This is a genomic window from Brachybacterium subflavum (assembly GCF_009299795.1).
Lineage (GTDB): Bacteria > Actinomycetota > Actinomycetes > Actinomycetales > Dermabacteraceae > Brachybacterium > Brachybacterium subflavum.
Window position 1 is genome coordinate 164,957 of the sequence record NZ_VIGP01000006.1, and the last position, 25,887, is coordinate 190,843.

Below are 25,887 nucleotides of genomic sequence, written 5' to 3' on the forward strand. Positions count from 1 at the left end.
CCCGCGTGCTCCCTCAGACCCCGTCCGCCGCGAGGCGCAGCGCGGCCCGGGCGGCGGCGTCGGATCCCGGTGTCTCCTGGACGCAGCGCGCGAGCAGCCAGCGCGCCGTCCGCTCCGGGTCGAGGCCCGTCAGGCGCGCCATCCGGGCGCTGAAGTCCGACGGGTCCTCGACCAGGCGGTCCTCGGCGTTGAACATGTGCTGCAGCAGGTCGTAGTGCGGATCGCCGACGTACGGCTTCGGGTCGATGACCAGCCAGGACCCGCCGCGATCCGGCCCTTCGCCGCCCGCTGCGAGCACGTTGTGGTGGTGCAGATCGGTCGCGAGCAGCACCTGGGGCACTCCGTGCTCGCGAGGGAGCGCGCGGAAGAGGTCCAGGCCCCGTCGCACCAGCTCCTCCGGCAGGCCGCGGGAGTCGCGGGCGAGGCGCTCGGCTGCCTCGTCGGCCCACCAGGCGCACATGTGCGCGAGCGGGCGGAAGCCGTGCTCGGGAGCGTCGGGCAGGTCGTCGGCCGGGATCCACAGGCGGCGCAGCAGCCCCGCGACCACCTCGTCCTCCTGCTCCGGCGCCAGGCCGCTGACCGCGAGGGTCGTGCCGGGGCGCACGCGCTCCATGAGCAGCACGCTGAGCGCACCCTCGCGGCGGGCCTCGAGCACGCGCGGCACGATCGGTCCAGGCTCCTCCCGCCCGGAATCCGGACCGCGGGACCAGATGCTCATCCCGAGCGCCTCGTCCCGGGCCTCCTCGTGCGCCCACGCGACCTTGAGCACCAGGTCCTCGCCGCGGGCACCCGTCGCCGCGCCCACCCAGCCGGTCGAGCCCTCGGGGAAGGCGCCGCCCAGCGTCAGGCCCAGGCGCTCGGCCCAGGCGCCCCGGGCGGCCAGGATCTGAGCGTCCGACGGCCGTGGTTCCTGCGTCGGTGCGGGCCCGGGTCCGGGCGCGGGCTCGGGGCTGGGATCGGGCCGATCGTCGGGGAGCGTGCTCACCCCGGCGACGCTAGCGGGGCGCGACCGGGCGTGGCGAGCGAATACACCGGACGCCGCGCCGCGCCGAGATGTGCCGTCTGTCCGTTCCCGGCGGTGCCCCTGGGTGACAATGACCGGGTGAAACCGTTTCTTCTCATCGCGACGCGTCCCGAGGATGCGGTCGCGCAGTCCGAGTACGAGGCCGTGCTGCGCCTGACGGGCCTCGGGGCCGAGCAGCTGCAGCACATCCAGCTCGACCGCACGCCGATGCCGCCCGTCGACCTCGAGGAGATCTCGGGGATCATCGTCGGCGGCAGCCCGTACAACACCTCGGACGACGCCGCCTCGAAGTCCGCCGACCAGCTGCGCGCCGAGCGCGAGCTGGGGGAGCTGCTGGACCGCGTCGTCGAGGCCGACTTCCCCTTCTTCGGCGCCTGCTACGGGGTCGGGACCCTGGGCGTCCACCAGGGCGCGATCGTCGACCGCACCTACGGCGAGCCCGTGAGCGGCATCGACGTCGAGCTCACCGACGCCGGTCGCGAGGACCCGCTGATCAGGGCCTCCGGCGTGCCCGACAGCTTCCTCGCCTTCGTGGGCCACAAGGAGGCCGTCCATGTGCTGCCCGAGCACGCCGTGCTGCTGGCCACGGGCCAGGGCTGCCCCGTGCAGATGTTCCGCGTGGGCACCTCGCAGTACGCCACCCAGTTCCACCCCGAGCTGGACAACGACGGCCTCGTCTTCCGCATCCGCGCCTACCGCGACAACGGCTACTTCGACCCGGCAGAGGAGGAGGAGCTGATCGAGCGCGTGCGCCCCGTCGACGTCCACCACGCCGCGAAGCTGCTGCGCGCCTTCGTCGAGCTGCACGCCCGCTGACCCCGTCGGCCGGAGCATCCGACCGTCCGCCCGCGCGGATCCCCGCGCCGGAGGACGCCCGCCGCACCGCGCCACCCGCCCCCACCGGAGGCCCCGAGACCGATGACGCCCTCCCCGCCCCCAGGCCACTCCCCACGACCCGGTGATCCCGTGCGCTCGCGCCCCCGGCCCCGCCGGAAGTTCACCCGTGAGCAGGTGCGACGCCGCCAGATCGTCGCGGGAGGATGCCTCGCGCTCGTGATCCTGCTGGTCGTGATCTCGTGCAGCGCGATCCTGGGGCGCCACGGCGGCGGGGGAGGGGGAGCCCTCGGCGGCGGGGCCGACGACTCGGCGATGAGCGTCCCCGCCACCCCTGCCGACGCCCCGGCGCTCTCCCAGCTGCCGAAGGATGCGAGCCTCGGCGGCGAGGAGGCCCTCGGCATCGATGTCTCCGCCCATCAGGGCGAGATCGAGTGGACGAAGGTCCGGGGCGACGGCATCTCCTTCGCGTACATCAAGGCCACCGAGGGCACAGGCTTCACCGACCCGCAGCTGAACGCGAACTGGCGCGGCGCGCGCGATGCCGGCGTGACCCCCGGCGCCTACCACTACTTCACGCTGTGCTCGCCCGGCGCCGACCAGGCCAAGGCGTTCCTGGAGGCCGTGCCGCCGAGCGACGACGCCCTGCCGCCTGCCCTCGACCTCGAGTTCGACGGCGCCTGCGAGAAGCGCCCCGAGGCGAAGCAGGCGAAGGAGGAGGTCGCCGCCTTCATCGACGCCGTCGAGAAGGCCTGGGGGCGCCGCATGGTGCTCTACTCCTCGCGCGAATGGCGCGACCACTACGGACTCGATGCGACCGAGGACCGGCCCGACTGGCTGTACAACGACGGCTCCCGGCCCGTCCAGGGCGACTGGGCGCTGTGGCAGACGCGCTTCGACGGCTCGGTCGCGGGCGTGAAGGGCGACGTCGACATCGACGTGCTGCGCACCGAGGTGCTCCGCGCGTCCTCCTCGATGAACGACGACGCCTGAGCGGCAGACCGTCTCTGACCCCCAGTTGACCTGGTCGAGAAGAGCGGGCGACGCCGCGCAGCGGCGCGTGTGACCCCTCACGCATCCCCACGTGGGACGTGGTGGCGGCCCTCGCCCACCCTCTAGGGTGAGGGTCGCCGAAGCCTCGGAGAAGTCGACCCTCACCTGCCCTCGGCGGGCATCGCCGAAGGCGCCGTCGACCCTCCCGCATGCGGACGCCCCACCGGATGCGCGGCCCGGCTCCATCCCCAGTCACCAGGAACGGAGACCGCACCGCCATGACCCGCCGATCCCTCTCTCGGAGCCCCCTCGCGCCCCGCCCCCTGTCCGCCGACGGGGCCCGTCGGTCCGAGCCCGCCCGTCGGCCCCGCCGCCGCTCGCTCCTCGCCGGAGCGGCCGCGGCCCCCATCGGCCTCGCGCTCGCCGCCTGCGGCGGAGCCTCCTCGGCCGACGAGACCGCCTCCGACGCCGGCGGCGACGCCGAGGACGGCGCCTTCCCCGTCACCATCGAGCACGCGCTCGGCACCGCCGAGATCACCGAGAAGCCCCAGCGCATCGTCACCCTGGGCCAGGGATCCACCGAGACCTGCATCGCGCTGGGCACCATCCCCGTGGGCGTCGAGGACTACGCCTGGGGCGCCGACGACTCCGGCCAGCTGCCGTGGGTGCACGAGGCCATCGACGAGAAGAAGGGCGAGCTGCCGGAGCTGATCACCGGCTCCACCGAGCTCGACACCGAGGCGATCCTCGCGCTCACCCCCGACCTGATCCTCGCCCCCTGGTCCGGGATCACCAAGGAGCAGTACGACGTCCTCAAGGACATCGCCCCCACCGTCGCCTACGAGAAGGAGGCGTGGGTGATCACCTGGGAGCAGCAGATCACCACGATCTCCACGGCCCTCGGCCTGCCCTCGAAGGCCGACGAGCTCATCGCGGGCATCAAGGACGAGTTCGCCTCCCGCCGGCAGAAGGAGTGGGAGGACCTCACGTTCTCCTTCATCTACAACTCCGGCAAGGGCACGCTGGGCGTCTTCTACCCCGACGAGCAGCGCGTCGCCATGGTCAGCGCGCTGGGCCTCACCGTGGATCCCATCAAGGACGAGATCTCGAAGTACGAGGTCGAGGGCACGGACTCGGCCATGATCGGCCTCGAGAACGCCGACATGCTCGACGACTCGGACCTCATCTTCACGTTCTACTCCGACGAGAAGAACCGCAAGGAGGTCGAGGCGCAGCCGCTGTACGCGGACATCCCCGCGATCAAGGCCGGCGCGATCGTCGCCCCGACCGACCAGGCCTTCGTCACGGGCTCATCGATGATCAACCCGCTCACCGTCCCGTGGGCGCTCGAGCGCTACGTCCCGCTGATCGAGAAGGCCGTCGCGAAGGTCTGATCGTGAGCACCGCGGTCACGTCCGACCCGAGCACCCGCCCCGCCGCCGGCGCGGGGCGGGTGCTCCTCGGCGGCAGGCGCCGGATCCCGCCGCTCGCCGCGACCGCGCTCGCGGTGCTGCTCGTGCTCGCGGTGTGCCTGGCCAGCGTGTGCCTCGGCGTCCGGGCCGACGACCCCGGCCAACTGCGCGCCGCCCTGCTGGGACGGGGCGAGGAGCGGATGGAGCTCATCGTCCACGGCCGCGCCGTGCGCACCCTCGTGGGCCTCGCCGTCGGCGCGGCGCTCGCGCTCTCCGGCCAGCTCATCCAGGCCCTCACCCGCAACCCCCTCGGCGAGCCGGGGCTGCTGGGCGTCACCTCCGGCGCATCCTTCGCGATCGTGCTGGTCACCGCGGTCCTCGGGTCGGTGAGCACGCAGGTCGCGGCGCTCGCCGCAATCCCCGGGGCTCTGCTCGCCGTGCTCGTCGTCCACCTCGTCTCCCGCCCGGCGGGCACCTCCTCCGTGGTCCCGCTCGTGCTCGCCGGCGCCGTGGTCAGCGCCGTGCTGGGCGCCGTCGTGCAGGGGATCATCCTGCGCATGCCCGGCGTCTTCGACTCCTATCGCTACTGGGTCGTCGGCTCCCTGACCGGCGCGGACCTCGCCACCCTCGCGACGGTCGCCCCCGTGCTGCTGGTCGGTCTGGTCGTCGCGATCCTCGTGAGCCCCGCCCTGAACACCCTCGCGCTCGGCGACGACGTCGCGATCTCGCTGGGCTCCCCGGTGCGCCTCGTGCGGGGCGCCGGGATCGTCGCCGCCGGGCTGCTGGCCGCGGGCGCGACCGCCGCCGCGGGCCCGATCGCCTTCGTCGGCCTCGCCGTCCCGCACCTCGTGCGCGGCCTCGTCGGCGCCGACCACCGCTGGCAGCTCCCGCTCAACCTGCTGCTCGGTGCCGCGCTGCTGGTTGCCTCCGACGTCCTCGCGCGCGTCCTCATCCGGCCCGAGGAGCTCATGGTCGGGGTCGTCACCGCCTTCGTGGGCGCCCCGTTCCTGCTGCTGGCCGTGCGCCGCGGGGCGGTGACCGACCGATGAGCACCATCTCCGCGCCTCCCGCCGAGCACGCCGCGCGCCGCCCCGAGTCCGGCCCGTCCCGGGCTCCGCTCCCGCCCGGGCTGCGCACCGCGCTGCTCGCCCTCGTCCTGGCCGCGATCGCCGTCGCGGCCGGGGTCGTCACCCTCGCTCGCGGCGACCTCGGGGTGGGACCGTCGGACGTCCTGAAGGTGCTCGAGGGCGGGGGAGACCGCCGCGCCGAGATCATCCTGACCCGCATGCGCGGCCCGCGCGTGCTGGTCGGTGCCGGCGCCGGAGCCGCGCTGGGCCTCGCCGGCACCCTCTTCCAGACCGTGACCCGCAATCCGCTGGGGAGCCCCGACGTCATCGGGCTGGGCGCGGGCGCGGGCGCCGGCATCGCCCTGGTCTCCCTCGTCTCCGACGGGCCCGCCCCCACGTGGATGGGTGCGCTCGCCGGCTCGGCGATCGCGATCGGACTCGTGCACGCGGCGACCGGCCGCGGCTTCGCCTCGCCCTCGCGGCTGATCATCGCCGGGATCGGTGTGGCCGCGATGGCGCTCGCCCTCACCCAGTACGTGGTGGCCGTGGTGCTGCGCGATGCCGGCTCCCAGCTCGCCGGGCAGCTCGTGGGCTCCCTGAACTCGCGCAGCATGCAGCACGCGGCGATGATCGGCATCGTCCTGCTGGTGTGCGCGCCGCTCGCCGGTCTGCTGCGCCACGACCTGACCGTCATGGACATGGGCGACGAGATGGCCGACGCCCTCGGCGGCGGGGCCGTGCGCACCCGCACGAGCGCGATCATCCTGTCGGTGCTGCTGTGCGCGGGAGCCGTCGCGGTCGCCGGGCCCGTCGCCTTCGTCGCGCTCGCCGCGCCGCACATCGCCCGCAGCATCCTGCGCCTGCCCGGCCCCCACCTGCTGGTCTCCGCGCTCGTGGGAACCGTGATCCTGCTGGTCTCCGACCTCGCCGTGCAGGCCGTGCCCCTGCTCGACGGGCTTCCCGTGGGCGTGATCACCGCCGGGTTCGGCGGCGTCTACCTGGGCGTCCTGCTGATCGGCACCTGGAGGAGGAACAGCGCATGAGCACAGGACCCGAGTCCGCCGCGGCCCCGGCCCTCTCCCTCGAGGGCGTGAGCGTCGGCTACGGGGAGAAGACCGTCCTCGCCGACCTCGACCTCGAGGTGCCCGCGGGCCGCTTCACCGCGGTGATCGGCCCGAACGGCTGCGGCAAGTCCACGATGCTCAAGGCCATGGCGCGGACACTGCCCGTGCGCTCCGGACGGATCCTCCTCGACGGCGAGCCGCTGGACGCCCAGCGCTCCCGGGCGGTCGCCCGGCGTCTGGCGATGCTCCCGCAGGAGCCCGTGGTGCCCGACGGCATCACCGTGCGCGGCCTCGTGGACCGCGGGCGCCACCCGTACCGCTCCGCGCTGCGCCGGCGGCTCCCGGGCGACGCCGAGGCCGTGGACGCCGCGATGGCCGCCACCGGCGTGACCGAGCTCGCGGACGTGCAGGTCACGGATCTCTCCGGCGGGCAGCGTCAGCGCGTGTGGATCGCGCTCGTGCTCGCCCAGCAGACGGCGCACGTGCTGCTCGACGAGCCCACGAGCTTCCTCGACGTGGCCCACCAGATCGAGGTCCTCCACCTGTGCCAGGACATGCGCGCGAGCGGCCGCACCGTCCTCGCCGTCCTCCACGACCTGAACCAGGCCGCCCGCTACGCCGACGAGCTCGTGGTCCTCCACGAGGGCCGGCTCGTCGTCCAGGGCGCCCCGGCCGACGTGCTCGGCGAGCAGCTGCTCGCCGACGTCTTCGACCTCGACGCCCAGGTGGCCACCGATCCGCAGAGCGGCACGCCGATGGTCGTGGCGCGGCAGCGGAGAGCGTCTCAGGCCGGCTGAAGCCGGTGATGTTGCGGTCGCGCCCGGTGGCGACCCGCGGCACGGCGTTGGTGGTCCCGCTGAGCCCTCTCATGGCGCAGGGCGGACTCCGCGAGGCGCTGTCGGCGCCGCTCCTCGGTGCGGCGCTCGGCGCGGATCCGCTGCAGCTCCTCGAGGGCGCCGGGATCGCCGAGGGCGGCGTCGAGCGGACGGTAGGTGATCAGGTGCGTGCTCATGCCCCGGCCCTCCCGCGCCCGGCCCTCGTCCTCCCCGTGATCGGGCTGTGCCGTCGCTGTGGACGGGACGCGGCGCCGGGTGCCGGTGCGATCCGTGCGACCGGTGCGTGAGGTCCCGCTGGTCGCAGGGCGGGGAGCGGGGCCGTCGCGGAACGGAGCGGAGTCGTGGCGGAAGCGGCGGAGCAGGTCGTCGAAGAACATGCCTCAAGGCTCGCGCCGTGCGGGCGCCCCTCGCATCGCTCCGCGGTCGCCTGCGGCTGGGACCGCGGGTGGATCCCGGGGCGGTGCGCGCCCTACCGGGGAGTGAGCGCCGGGTGCCCGCACTGCGGCGTCCCCGCGGGACCGGTCCCGCGGAACCGGTCCTGCGGGATCGATGCCCGGAGGTCACGGCTGCAGGCGCACGCGCTCCCAGGTGCCCGCGGCCGCACCGGCGGCGCCAGAGCCGCCCGTCGCTGCGGCCCCGTCGACCCGCCGGTAGACGATGCGGTCGTGCATGCGGCCGCCGCGGCCCTGCCAGAACTCGATGCGGTCGGGCGCGAGGCGGTACCCGCCCCAGTGCGGAGGCCGGGGGATCTGGTCCTCGTCGGCGAAGCGCGCCTCGACCTCGGCGTACTGCGCGTCCAGCTCCTCGCGGGTGCCGATCTCGCGGGACTGGTGGGAGGCCCGCGCGCCCAGCTGCGAGGCGCGCGGCCGACGTGCCCAGTAGTCGTCGGACTCGGCGTCGGCCACGTCCTCGATGCGGCCGTCGACCCGCACCTGCCGCTGCAGCGGGTACCAGGGGAACAGCATGCTCGCCCACGGGTCGGCGGCGATCTGCTCGCCCTTCGCGGAATCCTTGTTCGTATAGACCACGAAGCCTGCGGCGTCGTGCGCCTTCAGCAGCACGGTGCGCGAGCGCGGGCGGGGGTCGCCGTCCTCGGAGCGGTCGACGGTCGAGAGCACGAGCGCCGTGGGATCCGGCAGGTCTCCGTGCTCCTCGCGGCGTGTGAAGGCCTCCTGCATCCACGCGTCGAAGAGCGCCATGGGATCCGCGGGGGCGGCGTCGGCCAGGGAACCGGCGAGGTAGTCGTTGCGGTCGGCCGCGAGGTCCGGCGCGGGATGCGAGTCGCTCATGCCCCATGAGTACGCCCGCGCGAGGCCGGGCGCAACACGGTCCGCGCACGGCGTGCAGGGCAGGGACCGCCGTCCCGGACTCCCGACCCGTACGCCCGTCCCGCACGCCCCTCTCACGCGCGCTCCGGACGCCCGTCCTCACGTCACGATTCGGCCACGGGATGGGGCCAGTGCGTCCAGGGCGCGGCCCTCGCGCGCACCGGGTGCTAGGTTTCCGTCCACCATGCGCCGTGGGGCTCAGGTCACATTCGCGCCCAGCGCACGCCCTGCCCCCGTCACCCCCATCGGAGGATCTCCATGTTCGACGCAGCTCTCACTCCTCACCGCCGCACCGTGCTGCTCGGTCTCGCCGGCGTCCCGGTGCTGCTGACCGCCTGCGCCCAGACCAGCGACGACGGCGGCGAGGGCGGTGGCGGGGACTCGTCGGGGTCGCTCACCGTCGGCACCACCGACAAGGTGACCGCGCTGGATCCGGCCGCGGCGTACGACAACGGCTCCTCGACGGTGTGGACCCAGGTCTACGGCTACCTGCTGAACACGAAGATCGGCTCGAAGGACGGCAAGCCCGAGCCGGACCTCGCCGAGTCCGCCGAGTTCACCTCGGACAGCGTGTTCACCGTGAAGCTCCAGGAGGGCCTCACCTTCGCCAACGGCAACGAGCTGACCAGCGAGGACGTGAAGCACACCTTCGACCGGCAGCTCGCGATCGCCGACCCCAACGGCCCCTCGAGCCTGCTCGCGAACCTCGATGCGGTGGAGGCCACCGACGACCTCACCGTCGAGTTCCACCTCAAGGAGCCCGACGACCAGACCTTCCCCTACGTGCTCACCAGCCCCGCCGGCCCGATCGTCGACAAGGACGTCTTCCCGGCCGACAAGGTCCTCGCGGACGACGAGATCGTGAAGGCCAAGGCGTTCAGCGGCGCCTACCAGATCGCCAGCTGGAAGCTCAACGAGCTGGTCGCCTTCCAGGCCTTCGACGACTACAAGGGGATCTACGGGAAGCCGAAGACCTCGGACGTGTCGCTGAAGTACTACGCCGACCAGAACAACATGAAGCTCGACATCCAGCAGGGCAACGTCGACTGCGTGTTCCGCTCGCTCTCGGCGACCGACATCGAGGACCTCACGAAGGACTCGAAGGTCGCGGTGCACGACGGCCCCGGCGGCGAGATCCGGTACATCGTCTTCAACTTCGACACCATGCCCTACGGCGCGAAGACGAAGGACGCCGACGCGAAGAAGGCCCAGGCCGTGCGGCAGGCCGCCGCGGACCTCATCGACCGCCAGGCCATCGCGACCTCGGTCTACAAGGACACGTACACCCCGCTGTACTCGTACATCCCCGAGGGCCTGCCGGGAGCGGGCGACCAGTTCAAGACCATGTACGGCGACGGCTCGGGCAAGCCCGACGCGGCCACGGCGAAGAAGCGCCTGTCCGACGCCGGCGTCGAGACCCCCGTGAAGCTCAGCCTGCAGTACAACCCCGACCACTACGGCAGCTCCTCGGGCGACGAGTACGCGGCCGTGAAGTCCCAGCTCGAGGCCGACGGCCTGTTCGCCGTGGACCTGCAGTCCACCGAGTGGGTCCAGTACTCCAAGGACCGCACGGCCGACGTCTACCCGGCGTACCAGCTGGGCTGGTTCCCCGACTACTCGGACGCCGACAACTACCTCTCGCCGTTCTTCATCAAGGACAACTTCCTGGCCAACCACTACGACGACGCCGAGGTGCAGAAGCTCATCGAGCAGCAGCGCGGCACCCAGGACGCCGACGAGCGCGAGAAGCTCTTCGTCGAGATCCAGGACAAGGTCGCCACGGCCGTCTCGACCCTGCCGCTCCTGCAGGGCGCCCAGATCGCCGTGTCCACGAAGGACCTGCAGGGCGTCACCCTCGACTCGTCCTTCAAGCTCCGCCTCGCGCCGCTCGCCCCGTGACCGCGGACCTCACGCGCAGCGCCACCGACGAACCGGCCGGCGCGGGGGGAGCCGGCCCGTCGGCCCCCTCCGCGACCGCCGGCCGCGGCCGGCGCAGCGGCGGGGGACTGGGCCGCTACATCCTCACGCGCTTCCTGCTGATCATCCCCACCGTGCTGATCCTGATGACGGTCGTCTTCTTCCTCATGCGGATCACCGGCGACCCGATCACCGCGGCCCTCGGCGGGCGCCTGACACCGGATCAGCTCGCCCAGCGCCGCGCGGAGGCCGGCTACGACCGGCCGCTGATCATCCAGTACCTCGACTACCTGTGGGGCGTGGTCCGCGGCGACTTCGGCACCACGTACACGGATCGCACGCCGGTGGCGAAGATCCTCACCGAGTACGGCGGGGCGACCGCGGAGCTCGTCGTCTACGCGGTGGTGGTGGCGCTCGTGATCGGGGTGCCGCTCGGCATGCTCGCGGCCCGCGCTCGGGATCGCTGGGGCGACCTCGCCCTGCGCGTGCTCGCGATCCTCGGGTACGCGACCCCCGTGTTCTTCGTGGGCCTGCTGCTCAAGCTCGTGTTCTCCGTGGGGCTGGGCTGGCTCCCGGTCGCCGGGCGCATCTCCAGCCGGGGCGAGCTGACGATGGGGAAGATCCTGAACCCCACCCCGTTCTACCTGCTGGACGCGATCCGCCTGGGCGACGCCTCGCTGCTCTGGGACGTCATCAGCCACGCGATCCTGCCCGCGATCGCGCTGGGCCTGCTCACCGGCGGGATCTTCCTGCGCCTGGTGCGGACCAACATGATCGGCACCCTCGAGATGCCCTACGTCGACTCCGCCCGCTCCCGCGGCGTGCGCGAGTCGCGACTGACCACCCGCCACGCCCTGCGCCCCGCCCTGATCCCGATCATCACCGTGATGGGCATGCAGATCGCGATGATGCTGGGCGGCGCCGTGCTCACCGAGACCACCTTCGAGTGGAAGGGCCTGGGCTACATGCTCGCCGAGTACATGACCGCCCGCGACTACGTGGCCGTGCAGGGCATCGTCATGATGCTCGCGGTCATCGTCGCGATCTCGAACTTCCTGGTCGACGTGATCGCCGCCCTCATCGACCCCCGAGTGAGGTACTGAGATGACGATCCCCCCGCCCCAGCCGCCCGGCGAGTCCGCCGCCGCGCAGGAGGGCACCGAGCTCGCCGCCGAGGCAGCCGTCGTCGCCGCCACGGTGCGCGAGCGCTGGTACCTGCGACTGCCGATCATCAGCCATCTGCGCCGCAGCGTCGGCCTGCAGCGGGGCATGCTCGTCGCGGGCCTCGTGCTCGTGCTCGGCCTGCTGGTGACGGCGCTGTTCGCGCCGCTGCTCGCGCCCTACGGCTTCGCCGAGACCTCGGCAGACGGCGCCTCCTTCGGCACCCAGCAGCCGCCGTCGGGCGCGCATCCGCTGGGCACGACCGTCGCCGGCTACGACGTGCTCTCGCGCGTCATCTGGGGCACGCGGACGGCCGTGGCCGTGATGGCGTGCGCCGTGGTGCTGTCCCTGTTCATCGGGGTCGCGCTGGGGCTGGTCTCCGGATACGTGGGCGGGTGGCTCGACCGGATCCTGGTGATGCTGGCCGACGCGATCTACGCGTTCCCCTCCCTGCTGCTCGCGATCGTCATGTCGATCGTGATCTCCGGCGGCCAGTCGAGCGCGGGCGGCGGCATCCTCGCCGCGGCCATCTCGATCACCGTGGTGTTCGTGCCCCAGTACTTCCGGGTCATCCGCGCCGAGGTGGTGCGGCTGAAGGCCGAGCCCTTCGTCGAGGCCGCGAAGGTCATCGGCACCGGGCACCGGCGCATCATGGGCACCCACCTGCTGCGCAACGCCACCCGCACCCTGCCGCTGATCTTCACCCTCAACAGCTCCGAGGCGATCCTGACCCTCGCCGCGCTGGGCTTCCTGGGCTTCGGCATCGAGCCGACGAGCGCCTCCGAATGGGGCTACGACCTCAACCGGGCCATGGCCGACGCGACCTCCGGCATCTGGTGGACCGGCCTGTTCCCGGGCCTCGCGATCGTCGCCGCCGTGCTCGGCGTGACCCTCGTGGGCGAGTCCATCAACGACCTCAACGACCCGCGCCTGCGCGTGCGGCGCCGGCGCCGGTCCTCGCGGGCCGAGGCCACTTCGCAGGAGGCGACGGCATGAGCGGGACCCTGAGCGGGCCGACGGGCGGGAGCGGGTCGATGGGCGGGACCGGGCCGATGGGCGGGAGCGGATCGGCGAGCGGGAGCGGATCGGGAGGTGCGGGTGCGCGCCTCGCGATCCGCGACCTCGACGTCACCTTCGCGACCGACGCCGGGGAGGTCCACGCGGTCGACGGCGTCAGCCTCGAGGTCGCGCCCGGCGAGATCCTCGCCGTCGTCGGCGAGTCCGGCTCGGGCAAGTCGGTGACGGCCCGCAGCATCCTGGGCCTGCTGCCGGAGACCGCCGAGGAGTCCGGCGCGGTGCTGGTCTCCGGGACCGACGTCGTCGGCCTCAGCGGCGCGCGCCTGCGCTCGCTGCGAGGCGAGGACGTCTCGATGGTCTTCCAGGAGCCCTCGAGCGCCCTGAACCCGGTGTTCCCGATCTGGTGGCAGATGGGCGAGGGCCTGCGCGCCCACCAGCCGAAGCTCACGCGCAAGCAGATCCGCGCGAAGGCGATCGAGGCGCTCACGGCCGTCGGCATCCCCGACCCCGCCGAGCGCATCGACCGCTACCCGCACGAGTTCTCCGGCGGTCAGAAGCAGCGCATCATGATCGCGATGGCGCTCGCCCTCGATGCCGAGCTCATCGTGGCCGACGAGCCCACGACCGCCCTCGACGTCACCGTCCAGGCCGAGATCCTGGACCTGCTGCGCGACGTGCGGGACCGCTTCGGCACCTCGATCATCGTCATCACCCACAACATGGGCGTCGTCGCCGACCTCGCCGACCGCGTGGCCGTCATGCACCACGGCCGCGTGATCGAGCAGGCCGGCGTGCGCGAGCTGTTCGCCGAGCCCCGCGAGGAGTACACGCGCACGCTGCTCGAGGCCGTCCCGCACCTGGGGCGGCGCAGCGCCTGGAGCTCCCTCTCCCGCGCGCAGCGGGAGGAGATCGAGGCCGCCCAGCCGCTGGTGACCGCGAAGGACCTGGTCATCGAGTACCCGGGCCGGTTGGGGCGGCCCGCCTTCCGCGCCGTCGATGGGGTCGACCTCACGATCCGCCGCGGCGAGGTCTTCGGGCTGGTGGGGGAGTCCGGCTCCGGGAAGACCACCATCGGCCGCACCGTCGCTGGCCTCGAGAGGGCGACCGACGGCAGCCTCACCGTGCTGGGCCACGAGATGCTGGGTCTGCGCGAGCGCGCCTTCAAGCCCGTGCGGCGCCGCATCGGCTTCGTCTTCCAGGACCCTGCGACCTCCTTCAACCCGCACCTGACCATCGAGGAGTGCATTGCCGAGCCGCTCGCCGTGCACGAGCGGGGCATGTCCGCGCAGGCGCGCTCGCAGAAGGTGGGGGAGCTGCTCGAGGCCGTCGAGCTGCCCGCCGGGCACCGCCGCCGCTACCCGCACGAGCTCTCGGGCGGGCAGCGCCAGCGCGTGTCGCTCGCGCGTGCGCTGGTGCTGGATCCCGAGCTGCTGATCGCCGATGAGCCGACGAGCGCGCTGGACGTGTCCGTGCAGGCCACGGTGCTCGAGCTGTTCCGGGAGCTGCAGGAGCGCCTGGGCTTCGCGGCGCTGTTCATCAGCCACGACCTCGCGGTCGTCGACTCCCTCGCCCACCGCATCGGCGTGCTCCACCACGGCCGCCTCGTGGAGCAGGGGCATGGACCGGACGTGCTGCAGAACCCGCAGGATCCCTACACCCGGCGCCTCATCGCTTCGCTGCCCGTGCCCGACCCGATCGAGCAGGAGCGCCGCCGCCTCGCCTTCGCGCAGGAGTTCGGGGCCGCGCAGGGGTGAGGGTCGGTGCCCGGTGCCCGGTGCCCGGTGCCCGGTGCCCGGTGCCCGGTGCCCGGTGCCCTGCGCCCGGTGCCCTGCGCCCGGTGCCCGGATCGGGGCGCCGCCCTGGCGCCGGTGCCCCGAGCCGGGCGCAGACGGGGTGGCTCAGTCGCCGCAGGGCCTATGCGCGACACTCGTGCCGGATATTGCATGAGTGTCGCGCATGAGCCGTTGCGTGACGATGCGGTGCATCGATCGCCCGCCCGGGACGATTCCCCATGTGTCGTGCCGCGCGGGTGCGCCGACGCTTTCTGTTGCCACTCCATGACCAGCGTCGATGGGGACTTCTCCCCATGGTCGGATGTCGGTGGACGGACCTAGTGTTCGAGGTGCCCCCACGGGGGATCGGGCTGATGCCCGGTGGGGAGCGGACGATCGGCCCCGCGCGACGGAGGGGGTCCGTCGGCGCGGGGCCGAGTTCGTCGACCGGATGACCGGTCCGCACGTCGCCCCGGTCCGCCGGCCCCGCCCCGCCTCGCACTGATTGGCACGGGTACCTGAAACCGTTAGTATCAGGAACGGCCGGTATCGGTATCCGTCCTGCGGTGCGCCTGCGCGCGGCACCTCCGGCGGACCCGGGACCGGCGCCCCCACACCCGTCGAAGGAGACACCGTGCCCGAGGCCGTCATCGTCGCCGCTGCCCGTTCGCCCATCGGCCGCGCCCGCAAGGGCTCGCTCATCTCGATCCGCCCCGACGACCTCGCCGGTCAGATGATCGGCGCGGCCCTCGAGCAGGTGCCGGGCCTGGATCCCGCCACCATCGACGACCTGCAGCTGGGCTGCGCGATCCCCGAGGGGTACCAGGGCGGCAACCTTGCCCGCACCGTCGCCATCCGCCTGGGCCTGGACACCGTGCCCGGCGCGACCGTCACCCGTTTCTGCGCCTCGAGCATCCAGACCACGCGCGCCGCCTTCCACGCGATCCGCGCGGGCGAGGCGCACACGGTGATCTCCGCCGGGGTCGAGTCGATCTCCATGTCCAGCGGCAAGCTCATGGAGGAGGACGACCGCGACCCGCTCTTCCGCGACGCCTGGGAGCGCACCGACAGGCGTGCGAGCCGCGAGATCCCCGCCCCCTGGCACGATCCCCGCGAGGACGGCGATCTGCCGGACCCGTACATCCTCATGGGCCAGACCGCGGAGAACGTCGCCGAGCTGCGCGGCATCACCCGCGAGGCGCAGGACGAGTACGCGGTGCGCTCGCAGAACCGCGCCGAGGCCGCGATCTCCTCGGGCTTCTTCGACCGCGACATCACCCCGGTCACCCTGCCCGACGGCACCGTCGTCTCCGCCGACGATTCCCCGCGCGCGGGCGTCACCTACGAGTCCGTCTCCCAGCTCGACCCCGTCTTCCGCCCGGACGGGACGATCACGGCGGGCAACTGCTGCCCGCTGAACGACGGCGCCGCGGCGCTCGTCGTCATGTCCGACGAGCGCGCTCGGGAGCTCGGCCTCACCCCGCTCGCGCGCGTCGTCGCCACCGGCGTCTCCGGCCTCAGCCCCGAGATCATGGGCCTGGGCCCGGTGGAGGCCACCCGCCGCGCCCTCGACATCGCCGGCATGAGCATCGGCGACATCGACCTCGTCGAGCTCAATGAGGCCTTCGCCGCCCAGGTCATCCCGTCGGCCGACGACCTCGGCATCGACCATGACAAGCTCAACGTCCACGGCGGCGCGATCGCGCTGGGCCACCCCTGGGGCCAGACCGGCGCCCGCATGACCACCACCCTCATCCACGGCCTGCAGGAGCGCGACGGCGCGCTGGGCCTGGCCACGCTGTGCGTCGGCGGCGGCCAGGGCATGGCCCTGATCCTCGAGAGGATGTCCTGATGACCACGACCGACCACCCCGGCCAGCCCCAGACCCCTCCGGCCCCGAGCACCGACGCGGGCGCCGCCCGCTCCGAGAGCGCCGGCGACGCCGCGACCGGCATCGGCCCCGGCCCCGTCGTCTCGGCCCCCGACCCGACCGCCGCGACCCCCGCCGAGCTGCTGCCGATCGAGGCCGACCACTTCGCCCTCTTCCAGGACGTCGCCGGAGAGGACCTGCAGGCCTGGGTCGACGCCCGCCGCCTCGCGGAGGACCTCGAGCGCCTGAGCGAGGCATGGGACCGCGCCGAGTACCCGACGGAGCTGATCGCGAAGCTCGGCGACCTCGACCTGCTCACCGACGGCCTCGACGTCCCCGGGCACCGTGCGCTGAGCCCGCTCGCGGCGGGCCTGGTGAACATGGAGCTCTCCCGGATCGACGGGTCGCTCGGCACGATGGTGGGCGTCCAGGGCGGCCTCGCCCTGCGCTCGATCGTGCTGCTCGGGTCCGACGCCCAGAAGGAGCGCTGGGTCGAGCCTCTGGTCGCCGGCCGCGAGTTCGGCGCCTTCGCCCTCACCGAGCCCGACCACGGCTCCGACTCCGTGTCCCTGGAGACCACCGCCCGGCGCGAGGGCGACGAGTGGGTCCTGAGCGGCCAGAAGCGCTGGATCGGCAACGGCGTGAACGGCCATGTGTCCGTGGTCTGGGCACGTGTCGACGACCCGAGCGACGAGACCCTGCACGGCCAGGTCTCCGGCTTCCTCGTCCCCCAGGACCTTCCCGGCTACGAGGCCGAGGTCATCACCGGCAAGGTCGCCCTGCGCGCCATCCACCAGGCCCACATCCGCCTGGACGACGTGCGCGTGGGGCTGGACGCGCGCCTGCCCGGTGCGCGCTCCTTCAAGGACACCTCGAAGGTCCTGTTCGCGACCCGCGCGGGCGTCGCCTGGGGCGCCCTCGGGCACGCCACCGCCTGCTACGAGGCGGCTCTCGAGCACGCGCGCACCCGCATCCAGTTCGGCCGGCCCCTCGCCAAGGCGCAGAACGTGCAGGTGCGCCTCGCCGACATGCTGCAGACCCTCACGTCCATGCAGCTGTACTGCACGCGCCTCGCCGAGCTCGAGACCGCGGGGACGATCAGCCCCGAGCAGGCGTCGCTCGCCAAGGTGCACAACACCCGCGCCGCGCGTGAGATCGCCTCGAACGCCCGCGACCTGCTGGGCGGCTCCGGGATCCTGCTCGAGAACCGCGTGGTGCGCCACCGCAGCGACATCGAGGCCCTCCACACCTACGAGGGCACCGACACCATGCAGTCCCTCATCGTGGGCCGGAAGGTGACCGGGGTCAGCGCGTTCGTGTGAGACGCGGGCGGGTCCGCATGCAGGCTCGGCGGACCCGCACGCGGCGCGCCGCGCCGACGGGAGACGGCTCTCCTGGTCACCGTGCGAGGGGCGTCAGCGCTCGGGATCCGGGTCCTCGGCGACTGTCACGTTCTGGAACCGCTCGCGGTACTCGTCCTCGGTGAGGACCAGGGTGCCGGGCTTCTTCACGCTGTCCCCCTCCTGGTAGCCGCCGTCGGGGCCCCACGGGTTCTGCAGCTCGACGTGACCGTCCTTCGTCACGCCCGTCACCACGTACTGGTGCGTGGAGACGGTGTCGCGGGGGACCGGGCCGTCCTTGTCGTCCCACGACTCGGTGTCGAAGAGGCCGCCCTCGCCGTCGCGGGGGCCCGTGTCGGCGACGACCACCTTGCCGTCCTTCAGGTTCCGGCGCAGTTCGTCGACCGAGGGCTCCACGTCCGTGGTCGTCGGCTCCTTGCCGGTGATCGTGAACAGCGCGTCCTGCGCGTGGCCGCCGTCCTCGATCCGGTCGTACCCACCCTGCTGCTGCGCGTAGGCGGTCTCGTAGACGGACATCGTCGAGATGCTGCCGTCGGAGCGTCGCGCGCCGCGCTCCGCGACCTGGGGATCCACGGCGACGACCTTCTCCTCGGTGTTGCCCCAGAATCCCTTCTCGTAGAACCGGACGTGGTACTTCCCGTCGCTGAACCAGACGTTCTTCTCGATGAAATCGGGATTCGTCTGCGCGACCGCCGCGGCCGAGGCGAGGGGCGGCCCTCGTAGTCGGCGCGGAACGCACGTGCATCGGGACCGGTCCATTCGGCGCCGACGACCGCGCTGTCCAGGGCGGCCAGGAGTTCCGCGAGGCGAGTGCGAGCCCGCTCCGCGTCCGCGGACCACGCCGCGAGCGCTTCGGTGTCGGCACCGAGGGAGGTCATCGGGTCCCCCTGTCGGATGCGGCCTCTGGCGGAGCACTACGGACGACGTCGTCGGCGGTCGATGGGCACTTCTCCCCATCGCGCGCGCTTGCGGGGGAGGGTCGGCCCGATGAGACTTGTCCGAGCGGCCCGGCCGGGCCGCAGATCAGGAGGCGCGATGGCAGAGCACCTGCGCAGGACGCCCGGACGGCGAGCGGCGCTGATCCTCGGCGCGACCATGGTCTCCACGGTGATGGCAGCGTGCCGGGGAACCGATCCCGCGCAGGAGGAGAGCACCATGCCCACGAGCACCGAGGAACCTCAGGACGCGGTCGACGCGGGACGCACCCTGCTCGAGGACGCGCAGAAGGCGCTCGACGATGCCTTCGGAGGTCACGACTGGAGCGACGCGTCGCCTGCCGGCACCGAGCCGCGCGACGGGGGATGCCGATGGACGTCCCCCACGCGACGCTGCGACGCCTACCTCGGCGAGGACCCCGAGCATCACCAGCGCATCGCCGACGCCCTGACCACGGCGCTCACCGCCCATGGGCTCCCCGCCGCCCCGGCTCCGACGGGCGGGAAGGGCGGCTGGCTCACCACCTCGAGCGCCGCCGAGGGCACCACCCTCAGCTTCCGCTCGAAGGGATACGCGGAGCTCGCGGTCACGGTGGATGTGGGCGGCGACTGCTCCGCCCTCGACGCGGGCTGAGGTTCTCGCTGCGAGGTCGGCCTCCATGCAGGGTCGGCGCTGCTCCCAGGGATACTGCCGCCATGGATCTCGATGTCGACGACACCGCCACCCTGATGACGCTGCTGGACGAGAAGCGCCCGACGCGCGTCACCCGGTACCTGCTCTCCGGGTGGGACATGCTGCAGACCGACGTCCCCTCCCGCGAGCGGATCGAGGGTGCGGCCGCCGTCCTCGTGGGCACCGGCCTCGCCGCGGTCGACGCGGACTGGGGAATGCAGCTCACTGCCGAGGGCCCCGGTCGCGGTGCCGCGCCGCCCGGTCACCGCATCGCGGTGATCTCCGCTTCCGAGTGCAGGATGCAGAACTCGTTGCCCTCGGGATCGTCGACGTATCCGAGCGCCCTCTTCCAGAACTCCGAGAGCTCGAAGGCGTGCGCGCAGTCGATGGACGTGTGGGAGACATAGCTCGTCACGGCGCCATCGAACGCCGGGGACGCGCGGGCGGCAAGGGGATGCGGCCGAGCCGGGTCTGGTCAGGGTCCGTGCCATCCTGGCGCGGACCCGGCACATTTTCTGACCGAACGCCCAGGGGCGGCGCGAGTCCGGCCCGGCGCGGTGCCGTGTCCAGCGCCTCCGTCGGCCTCGACTTAGAGTCACCCCGTCAGTGACGGCGGTCACAGCTCCGCGTCACAGCGCCCCTGTTCGGGTCATGGCGACCATAAGGTCTCCGCAACCGTAAAGGTCTGCGTGACTTTAACTGGAGGTGACCGCTGTGGCCGATCCCGTCTCCCTTGCCGTCTCGACGGTGATCTTCGCGCTGCGTCCGCATCCCAGCACCCGACTGCCAGTGCTGTGGGTTCCGCTCGTGCGCCGTATCCGAGCCCCTCACCAGGGGAAATGGGCCCTTCCCGGCGGTCCGCTCGGAGCCGGCGAGGGGCTCGCGGCAGCGGCCGGTCGGACCCTGCGCGAGACCACGAGGCTCACTCCGCGCTACCTCGAGCAGCTCTACGCCTTCGGGAGCCTGGACCGTGCGCCCTCGGCCGCGGAGCGCACGGTCTCGGTGGTCTACTGGGCGCTCGTGCGCTCCGAGGAGGCCGACGCGAGCGTCGAGTCGGTCAACGTGCGCTGGTTCGTCGCGGACGAGCTGCCCGAGCTCGCGTTCGACCACTCGCTCATCGTCGAGTACGCGCTCTGGCGCCTGCGCAACAAGGTCGAGTACTCCCGCATCGCCGCCGCCTTCCTCGGGGAGACCTTCACCCTCGCCGAACTGCGCGCCGTCCACGAGGCGGTCCTGCAGAAGCGCCTGGACCCCGCGAACTTCCGCCGCCAGATCGAGGCGAGCGGACGCCTCGTCCCCACGGGCGAGTACCGCGCCGGCGGCAGGCACCGCCCCGCCCAGCTCTTCCGCCACGACGAGTCCATCCACCTGGCCGACAACGGCCCGCTCACCGGCCTCTGACCGGTCCCGCAGCCCCATCGCCCCGCCCCACACCCTGGAGAACCCGATGACCACCACCGCCTCGGTCGACCTCACCATCCGCGACATCTCGACGGGCGCCGCCCGCGGCAGCACCTGCTCGACCGCGCTGCTGGACGCGCCGTGGGACGTGGACGCCGGGCCCTCCACGTACGGCCCCGGCGCCTCCCAGGCCGACCTGATCCCGGGCGCCGCGCCCCGCCAGGGCGGCATCCCCGAGGGCTACCGGCAGGCCAGCCGCGAGGAGCTCGACCGGCGCATCCGCGCCGCGAAGGCCGAGCTGGGGGACAGGGTCGTGGTCCTCGGCCACTTCTACCAGCGCGACGAGGTCGTGCAGTACGCCGACTACGTGGGCGATTCCTTCCAGCTCGCGACCGCAGCGAAGGCCCGTCGCGAGGCCGAGGCGATCATCTTCTGCGGCGTGCACTTCATGGCCGAGACCGCCGATCTCCTCTCCGGCCCCGAGCAGGCGGTCATCCTGCCGAACCTCGCCGCGGGCTGCTCGATGGCCGACATGGCCGACATCGACCAGGTCGAGGAGTGCTGGGAGCAGCTCATGGAGGTCTATGCCGACGAGCTCGGCGCGGCCGACGCGCGGGGCGATGCCGATGGAGCGAGTGCGGCCGACGGGGACGACGCCCTCGCCCCGGTCATCCCCGTGACGTACATGAACTCCTCCGCGGCGATCAAGGGCTTCGTGGGCCGCCACGGCGGGATCGTGTGCACCTCCTCGAACGCCGCGACCGTGCTCGAGTGGGCCTTCGCCCGCGGCCGGCGGGTGCTCTTCTTCCCCGACCAGCACCTGGGCCGCAACACCGCGAAGGCCATGGGCATCCCGCTCGAGCAGATGCCGATGTGGAACCCGCGCAGCCCGCTCGGCGGGAACGACCAGCAGACCCTGCGCGAGGCGAAGGTGGTGCTCTGGCACGGTTTCTGCTCGGTCCACAAGCGCTTCACGACCGCGCAGATCGACAAGGCCCGCGCCGAGCACCCCGGCGTGCGCGTGATCGTCCACCCCGAGTGCCCCATGCCCGTGGTCGACGCGGCCGACGAGTCCGGCTCCACCGACTACATCCGCAAGGCCATCGAGGCGGCCGACGAGCCCACGACCTTCGCGATCGGCACCGAGATCAACCTCGTCCAGCGCCTCGCCGCGCAGCACCCGCAGCACACGATCTTCTGCCTTGACCCCGTGGTCTGCCCCTGCTCGACGATGTACCGCATCCACCCCGGCTACCTCGCCTGGGCGCTCGAGTCGCTGCTCGAGGGCGAGGTCATCAACCGCATCACCGTCGGCCCCGACGTCGCCGATCCCGCCCGCCTCGCCCTCGAGCGCATGCTCGCCGCGAAGCCCGGGGCGGTCGGCGGCGGATCGGCCGACGGACCGACGGCGGGCACGGGGAGCGCGACGGACGCGGCTGTCGGGAGCGTGGCCGGCGCGGCGCGCGCATGACCCGCACCCTGCGCACCGACGTGCTCGTGGTCGGCTCCGGCATCGCCGGTCTCACCGCCGCCCTGCGCGCCGGCCGCACCTGCCGCGTGCTGCTCGTGACCAAGGGCGAGATCGACGCCTCCGCCACGGCCCGCGCCCAGGGCGGGATCGCAGGTGCCCTCGACCCCGCGGACTCGCCCGCCCAGCACGCCGCCGACACGCACGTCGCGGGCGCCGGGCTGTGCCTCGAGGACGCCGTGCGCGTGCTCTGCGAGGAGGGGCCGGACCGGATCCGCGAGCTCATCGACCTCGGGGTCGCCTTCGACCGCGAGGACGGGCCGGCCGGGTCCGAGGACCGGCCCTATGCGATGGGCCTCGAGGGCGCGCATTCGCGACCCCGGATCCTGCACGCCGGCGGCGACGCCACCGGCCGCGCGATCGAGGATGCCCTGGTCAGCGCCGTCCGGCGTGCCGGGATCGAGATCATCGAGCATGTCGCCCTCGTCGATCTGCTCGTGGCTCCGGGCGCACAGCAGGATCCGGTGGCCCGACGGGTCGTCGGTGCGGCCCTCCTCGCGGCCGACGGGTCGGCGTGCGAGGTCCGGGCCGGCGCGGTGGTCCTCGCGACCGGCGGCGCCGGGCAGCTCTACGCCCACACCACGAACCCCGAGGTCGCCACGGGCGACGGCGTCGCCGCCGCCCGGCGCGCGGGGGCGCGCGTCGACGACCTCGAGTTCGTGCAGTTCCACCCGACGGCCCTCACCGGCAGCGCCTTCCTCGTCTCCGAGGCCGTGCGCGGAGAGGGCGCCGTCCTGCGCGATGCGGAGGGCCGGCGCTTCATGCCCGATATCGACCCGCGCGCCGAGCTCGCGCCCCGCGACGTGGTCGCCCGGGCCATCGCCCGCGTCATGGCCGCCCAGCAGGGGCGACCGGTGCTGCTGGACGCCACGGGCATCGGTCGCGCCGAGCTCGCACGACGTTTCCCGACGATCGACGCCGCCGTGCGCGCCGCGGGGCTCGACTGGGCGTCCGCGCCGATCCCGGTGACCCCGGCCGCCCACTACGCGATGGGCGGGATCCGCACCGACCTCGAGGGCCGGACGAGCCTTCCCGGGCTGTTCGCCGCGGGGGAGTGCGCCTGCACCGGCGTGCACGGCGCGAACCGCCTGGCCTCGAACTCGCTGCTCGAAGGCGCCGTCTACGGCGCACGCGCCGGAGAGATCGCGGCTGTCGAGGCCGCTGGGTCGACTGCTGGGTCGGGCGCTGACTCCCGCGCAGCACCCGCCGCAGCCTCCGCGGCGCCCACCGCCCCGCCCGCATGGACGCGCCGCGACCTGCAGGAGCTCATGTGGGAGCACGTGGGGCTGCTGCGCACGGGCGACCAGCTCGCGCACGCCGCCCATGTCCTGGACGGCTGGTCCGCCCCGACGCCCCGCACCGTGGCCGCGGTCGAGGATCGCAACCTCCTGCATCTCGCCCGCCTCACGGTCGCCGCGGCCCGTGCCCGCACCGCCTCCGCGGGCGCCCACCACCGGCTCGACGACCCGTCGGCCGCAGAGGCGATGGCCCAGAATTCGCCGATCCCCGCCCCGCCGGCCCCACCCCTTCCCGCCCCCGCCCTCCAGGAGGTCCACGCATGCTGACCACCGCCCACATCGACCGCGTCGTCGCCGCTGCGCTCGCCGAGGACGCGCCCTGGGGCGACGCCACCTGCGAGGCCTTCCTGCCCGCGGACGCCCGCGCCGAGGCCGCCCTCACCGCCCGGGAGGCCGGGGTGCTCGCCGGCATCGACGTGGTGAGCGCCGCCTTCCGGCTCACGGACACGTCGGTCCAGGTCACGGCGCATGCCGCCGACGGCGACTCCTTCGCGGCAGGCCAGGTCCTCGCCGAGATCGAGGGGCCCGCGCGCGCCGTGCTCCAGGCCGAGCGGATCGCCCTGAACTTCGCCCAGCGCATGTCCGGCATCGCGACCCTCACCCGCGCCTTCGTCGACGCGGTCGAGGGGACCGGCGCGCGCATCACCGACACCCGGAAGACCACGCCCGGACTGCGCGCCCTCGAGCGCCATGCGGTGCGCTGCGGCGGCGGCGTGAACCACCGCTTCTCCCTCTCCGACGGCGTGATGGCCAAGGACAACCACCTCGCGGTGCTGCGCAGCCAGGGCCTCGACCTCACCGAGGCGATCCGCGCCGCCCGCGAGCGCCTCGGGCACATGACGCGCCTGGAGGTCGAGGTGGATCGCATCGACCAGATCGAGCCCGTGCTCGACGGCGGCGTCGACGTCATCATGCTCGACAACTTCTCGCTTGCCGACCTCGCGCGCGGCGTGGAGATCGTCGGCGGCCGCGCGATCGTCGAGGCCAGCGGCAACGTCACCCTCGAGACCGTCGGGGACATCGCCCACACCGGGGTCGACGTGATCTCCTCCGGCGCCCTCACCCATTCGGTGCGCAGCCTCGACCTGGGGCTCGACGCGACGGTGAGCGCCGCCCGGTGATGCTGTATCTCGACGCCGCCGCGACCGACGCGGTGCGGCGCGAGGCCCTCGAGGCCGCGTGGCCCTATCTGACCGGCGTGTTCGGCAATCCCTCGAGCCACCACAGCGCGGGAGAGGCCGCCGCCGCGGGACTCGCCGACGCCCGCTCCCGGGTCGCGGCCGTGCTGGGTGTTCGCCGCAGCGACGTCACCTTCACCAGCGGCGGCAGCGAGGCCGCGAACCTCGCGATCAAGGGCCTCGCGCTCGCGACCCCGCGCGGAAAGCACCTGGTCACCTCGCCGATCGAGCACGAGGCGGTGCTCGGCAGCATCGATCACCTGCGCCGCCTGCACGGCTTCGAGGTCTCCTTCGTGACCCCCTCGGCCGACGGGACGATCGCACCGGAGGCCCTGCGCGAGGTGCTGAGGGAGGACACGACCCTGGTGTCCCTCGCGTACGCGAACAACGAGGTGGGAGCGATCTCCGACGTGCCCGCGCTCGCCGCGGAGGCCCACCGCGTCGGCGCGCTCCTGCACACCGACGCCGTCCAGGCGGCGGGCTGGCTCGACCTGCGCGACCTCGGCGCGGACGCGCTGACGATCTCGGGGCACAAGCTCGGTGCGCCCAAGGGGATCGGTGCCGCGATCATCCGCGGCCGTCTGCCCCTCGAACCGCTCGTCCACGGCGGCGGGCAGGAGGCCGGCCGACGCTCGGGCACCGAGAACGTCGCCTTCGCGGTCGCGCTCGCGACCGCGCTCGAGCTCGCCGAGTCCGAGCGCGAGGAGACGACCGCCCGGCTCACGGCTCTGCGCGATGCCTTCATCGCCCGCGTCCTCGCCTCCTTCGAGGGTGCGCTGATCACGGGGCCGACGGTCGCTTCTGCGGGTGAGGATCGTTCGGCGGGCGCGGGCGCGGGCGCGGGCGCAGACGCGGACCCGGTCACGACCGCCGCTCCGCCGGTCCGCCGCCTGCTGGGCCACGCCTCCTTCTGCTTCCCCGGCACCAGCGGCGAATCGGTCCTGCTGGATCTCGAGGAGCACGGCATCATCGCCTCGAGCGGCTCGGCCTGCGCGGCCGGAAGCGACGAGCCCTCGCACGTGCTCACGGCCTTGGGCGTCCCGCGCGAGGTCGCGCAGACGGCCGTGCGCTTCAGCTTCCCCCGCAGCGCGGATGCGCAGACCCTCGAGGCCGCGGCCGCGGCGGTGGAGCAGGTGCTGCGGGAGCGGTGAGGCGTGCTCAGCGCCCAGCGCCAGACGTCAGCGCCCACCCCTGGAAGCGCCTCCTCTGCACCCGCTC

Annotated in this window: 23 protein-coding genes; 19 read left to right on the top strand and 4 right to left on the bottom strand. The window is 73.2% G+C overall.

Features of this window, described 5'->3' with window-relative positions; translation table 11 throughout:
- Positions 1–13: 13 nt before the first annotated feature.
- On the bottom strand, positions 14–985 hold the full coding sequence (locus tag FHG10_RS14945; protein ID WP_152354151.1) for an aminoglycoside phosphotransferase family protein: 972 nt from the start codon (positions 983–985) through the stop codon (positions 14–16).
- A 117-nt stretch (positions 986–1,102) separates the two neighbouring features.
- Here FHG10_RS14945 and FHG10_RS14950 point away from each other — a divergent pair, with 117 nt between their 5' ends.
- From FHG10_RS14950 to FHG10_RS14975, 6 genes are all read left to right on the top strand, one after another.
- A complete protein-coding gene (locus tag FHG10_RS14950; protein WP_152354152.1) occupies positions 1,103–1,840 on the top strand; it encodes a glutamine amidotransferase in 738 nt (245 codons plus the stop codon).
- Between the two features lie 150 nt (positions 1,841–1,990).
- Complete coding sequence (locus FHG10_RS14955) at positions 1,991–2,851, top strand: GH25 family lysozyme (protein WP_227488294.1); 861 nt, start codon at positions 1,991–1,993, stop codon at positions 2,849–2,851.
- 278 nt (positions 2,852–3,129) lie between these two features.
- Entirely contained in the window at positions 3,130–4,245 is a 1,116-nt protein-coding gene (locus FHG10_RS14960) for an iron-siderophore ABC transporter substrate-binding protein (protein WP_152354154.1), read from the top strand.
- 2 nt (positions 4,246–4,247) lie between these two features.
- Positions 4,248–5,312, top strand: coding sequence for a FecCD family ABC transporter permease (locus tag FHG10_RS14965; RefSeq protein ID WP_227488295.1), 1,065 nt, complete (start codon positions 4,248–4,250; stop codon positions 5,310–5,312).
- Positions 5,309–6,373 carry a FecCD family ABC transporter permease gene (locus FHG10_RS14970; protein ID WP_152354155.1) on the top strand — a complete coding sequence of 355 codons (1,065 nt, stop codon included), beginning with the start codon at positions 5,309–5,311 and terminating at the stop codon, positions 6,371–6,373. The genes FHG10_RS14965 and FHG10_RS14970 overlap by 4 nt, the downstream gene beginning before the upstream one ends.
- A complete protein-coding gene (locus tag FHG10_RS14975; RefSeq protein WP_152354156.1) occupies positions 6,370–7,191 on the top strand; it encodes an ABC transporter ATP-binding protein in 822 nt (273 codons plus the stop codon). Before FHG10_RS14970 ends, FHG10_RS14975 begins: the two co-directional genes overlap by 4 nt.
- Here the strand turns inward: FHG10_RS14975 and FHG10_RS14980 are convergent.
- Both FHG10_RS14980 and pdxH read right to left on the bottom strand, forming a co-directional pair.
- A complete protein-coding gene (locus tag FHG10_RS14980; RefSeq protein ID WP_152354157.1) occupies positions 7,179–7,607 on the bottom strand; it encodes a hypothetical protein in 429 nt (142 codons plus the stop codon). The two genes, FHG10_RS14975 and FHG10_RS14980, sit on opposite strands and share 13 nt — an antisense overlap.
- Before the next feature lie 183 nt (positions 7,608–7,790).
- Positions 7,791–8,519: a pyridoxamine 5'-phosphate oxidase gene (gene pdxH, locus FHG10_RS14985; RefSeq protein ID WP_152354158.1), complete on the bottom strand. Its 729-nt coding sequence runs from the start codon at positions 8,517–8,519 to the stop codon at positions 7,791–7,793.
- 297 nt (positions 8,520–8,816) lie between these two features.
- Here pdxH and FHG10_RS14990 point away from each other — a divergent pair, with 297 nt between their 5' ends.
- From FHG10_RS14990 to FHG10_RS15015, 6 genes are all read left to right on the top strand, one after another.
- Entirely contained in the window at positions 8,817–10,457 is a 1,641-nt protein-coding gene (locus FHG10_RS14990) for an ABC transporter substrate-binding protein (RefSeq protein WP_152354159.1), read from the top strand.
- Positions 10,454–11,578 (top strand): ABC transporter permease, encoded by a 1,125-nt coding sequence (locus FHG10_RS14995; RefSeq protein WP_406565170.1) that lies wholly within the window; start codon positions 10,454–10,456, stop codon positions 11,576–11,578. The genes FHG10_RS14990 and FHG10_RS14995 overlap by 4 nt, the downstream gene beginning before the upstream one ends.
- A gap of 1 nt (position 11,579) precedes the next feature.
- Positions 11,580–12,632, top strand: coding sequence for an ABC transporter permease (locus tag FHG10_RS15000; protein WP_152354160.1), 1,053 nt, complete (start codon positions 11,580–11,582; stop codon positions 12,630–12,632).
- 56 nt (positions 12,633–12,688) lie between these two features.
- Positions 12,689–14,407 (top strand): ABC transporter ATP-binding protein, encoded by a 1,719-nt coding sequence (locus tag FHG10_RS15005; RefSeq protein WP_152354302.1) that lies wholly within the window; start codon positions 12,689–12,691, stop codon positions 14,405–14,407.
- Between the two features lie 652 nt (positions 14,408–15,059).
- Complete coding sequence (locus tag FHG10_RS15010) at positions 15,060–16,277, top strand: acetyl-CoA C-acetyltransferase (protein WP_152354161.1); 1,218 nt, start codon at positions 15,060–15,062, stop codon at positions 16,275–16,277.
- Positions 16,277–17,617 (top strand): acyl-CoA dehydrogenase family protein, encoded by a 1,341-nt coding sequence (locus FHG10_RS15015; protein WP_193636343.1) that lies wholly within the window; start codon positions 16,277–16,279, stop codon positions 17,615–17,617. The genes FHG10_RS15010 and FHG10_RS15015 overlap by 1 nt, the downstream gene beginning before the upstream one ends.
- A gap of 93 nt (positions 17,618–17,710) precedes the next feature.
- On the opposite strand, the gene FHG10_RS15020 is transcribed toward FHG10_RS15015, so the two are convergent.
- On the bottom strand, positions 17,711–18,415 hold the full coding sequence (locus FHG10_RS15020) for a C2 family cysteine protease (protein ID WP_193636344.1): 705 nt from the start codon (positions 18,413–18,415) through the stop codon (positions 17,711–17,713).
- A gap of 276 nt (positions 18,416–18,691) precedes the next feature.
- Here FHG10_RS15020 and FHG10_RS15025 point away from each other — a divergent pair, with 276 nt between their 5' ends.
- The 7 genes from FHG10_RS15025 (at position 18,692) to FHG10_RS15055 (ending at position 25,820) form a co-directional block, all read left to right on the top strand.
- Entirely contained in the window at positions 18,692–19,225 is a 534-nt protein-coding gene (locus FHG10_RS15025; protein ID WP_152354163.1) for a hypothetical protein, read from the top strand.
- Positions 19,226–19,287: 62 nt separating this feature from the next.
- Positions 19,288–19,671 (top strand): hypothetical protein, encoded by a 384-nt coding sequence (locus FHG10_RS15030; RefSeq protein WP_152354164.1) that lies wholly within the window; start codon positions 19,288–19,290, stop codon positions 19,669–19,671.
- A 307-nt stretch (positions 19,672–19,978) separates the two neighbouring features.
- Complete coding sequence (locus tag FHG10_RS15035; protein ID WP_152354165.1) at positions 19,979–20,665, top strand: NUDIX hydrolase; 687 nt, start codon at positions 19,979–19,981, stop codon at positions 20,663–20,665.
- A gap of 46 nt (positions 20,666–20,711) precedes the next feature.
- Positions 20,712–22,136: a quinolinate synthase NadA gene (nadA, locus tag FHG10_RS15040; protein WP_152354166.1), complete on the top strand. Its 1,425-nt coding sequence runs from the start codon at positions 20,712–20,714 to the stop codon at positions 22,134–22,136.
- Complete coding sequence (gene nadB, locus FHG10_RS15045) at positions 22,133–23,758, top strand: L-aspartate oxidase (RefSeq protein WP_152354167.1); 1,626 nt, start codon at positions 22,133–22,135, stop codon at positions 23,756–23,758. The genes nadA and nadB overlap by 4 nt, the downstream gene beginning before the upstream one ends.
- On the top strand, positions 23,752–24,612 hold the full coding sequence (gene nadC / locus FHG10_RS15050; RefSeq protein WP_152354168.1) for a carboxylating nicotinate-nucleotide diphosphorylase: 861 nt from the start codon (positions 23,752–23,754) through the stop codon (positions 24,610–24,612). Before nadB ends, nadC begins: the two co-directional genes overlap by 7 nt.
- Complete coding sequence (locus FHG10_RS15055; RefSeq protein ID WP_152354169.1) at positions 24,612–25,820, top strand: cysteine desulfurase family protein; 1,209 nt, start codon at positions 24,612–24,614, stop codon at positions 25,818–25,820. The genes nadC and FHG10_RS15055 overlap by 1 nt, the downstream gene beginning before the upstream one ends.
- Positions 25,821–25,887: the final 67 nt, after the last annotated feature.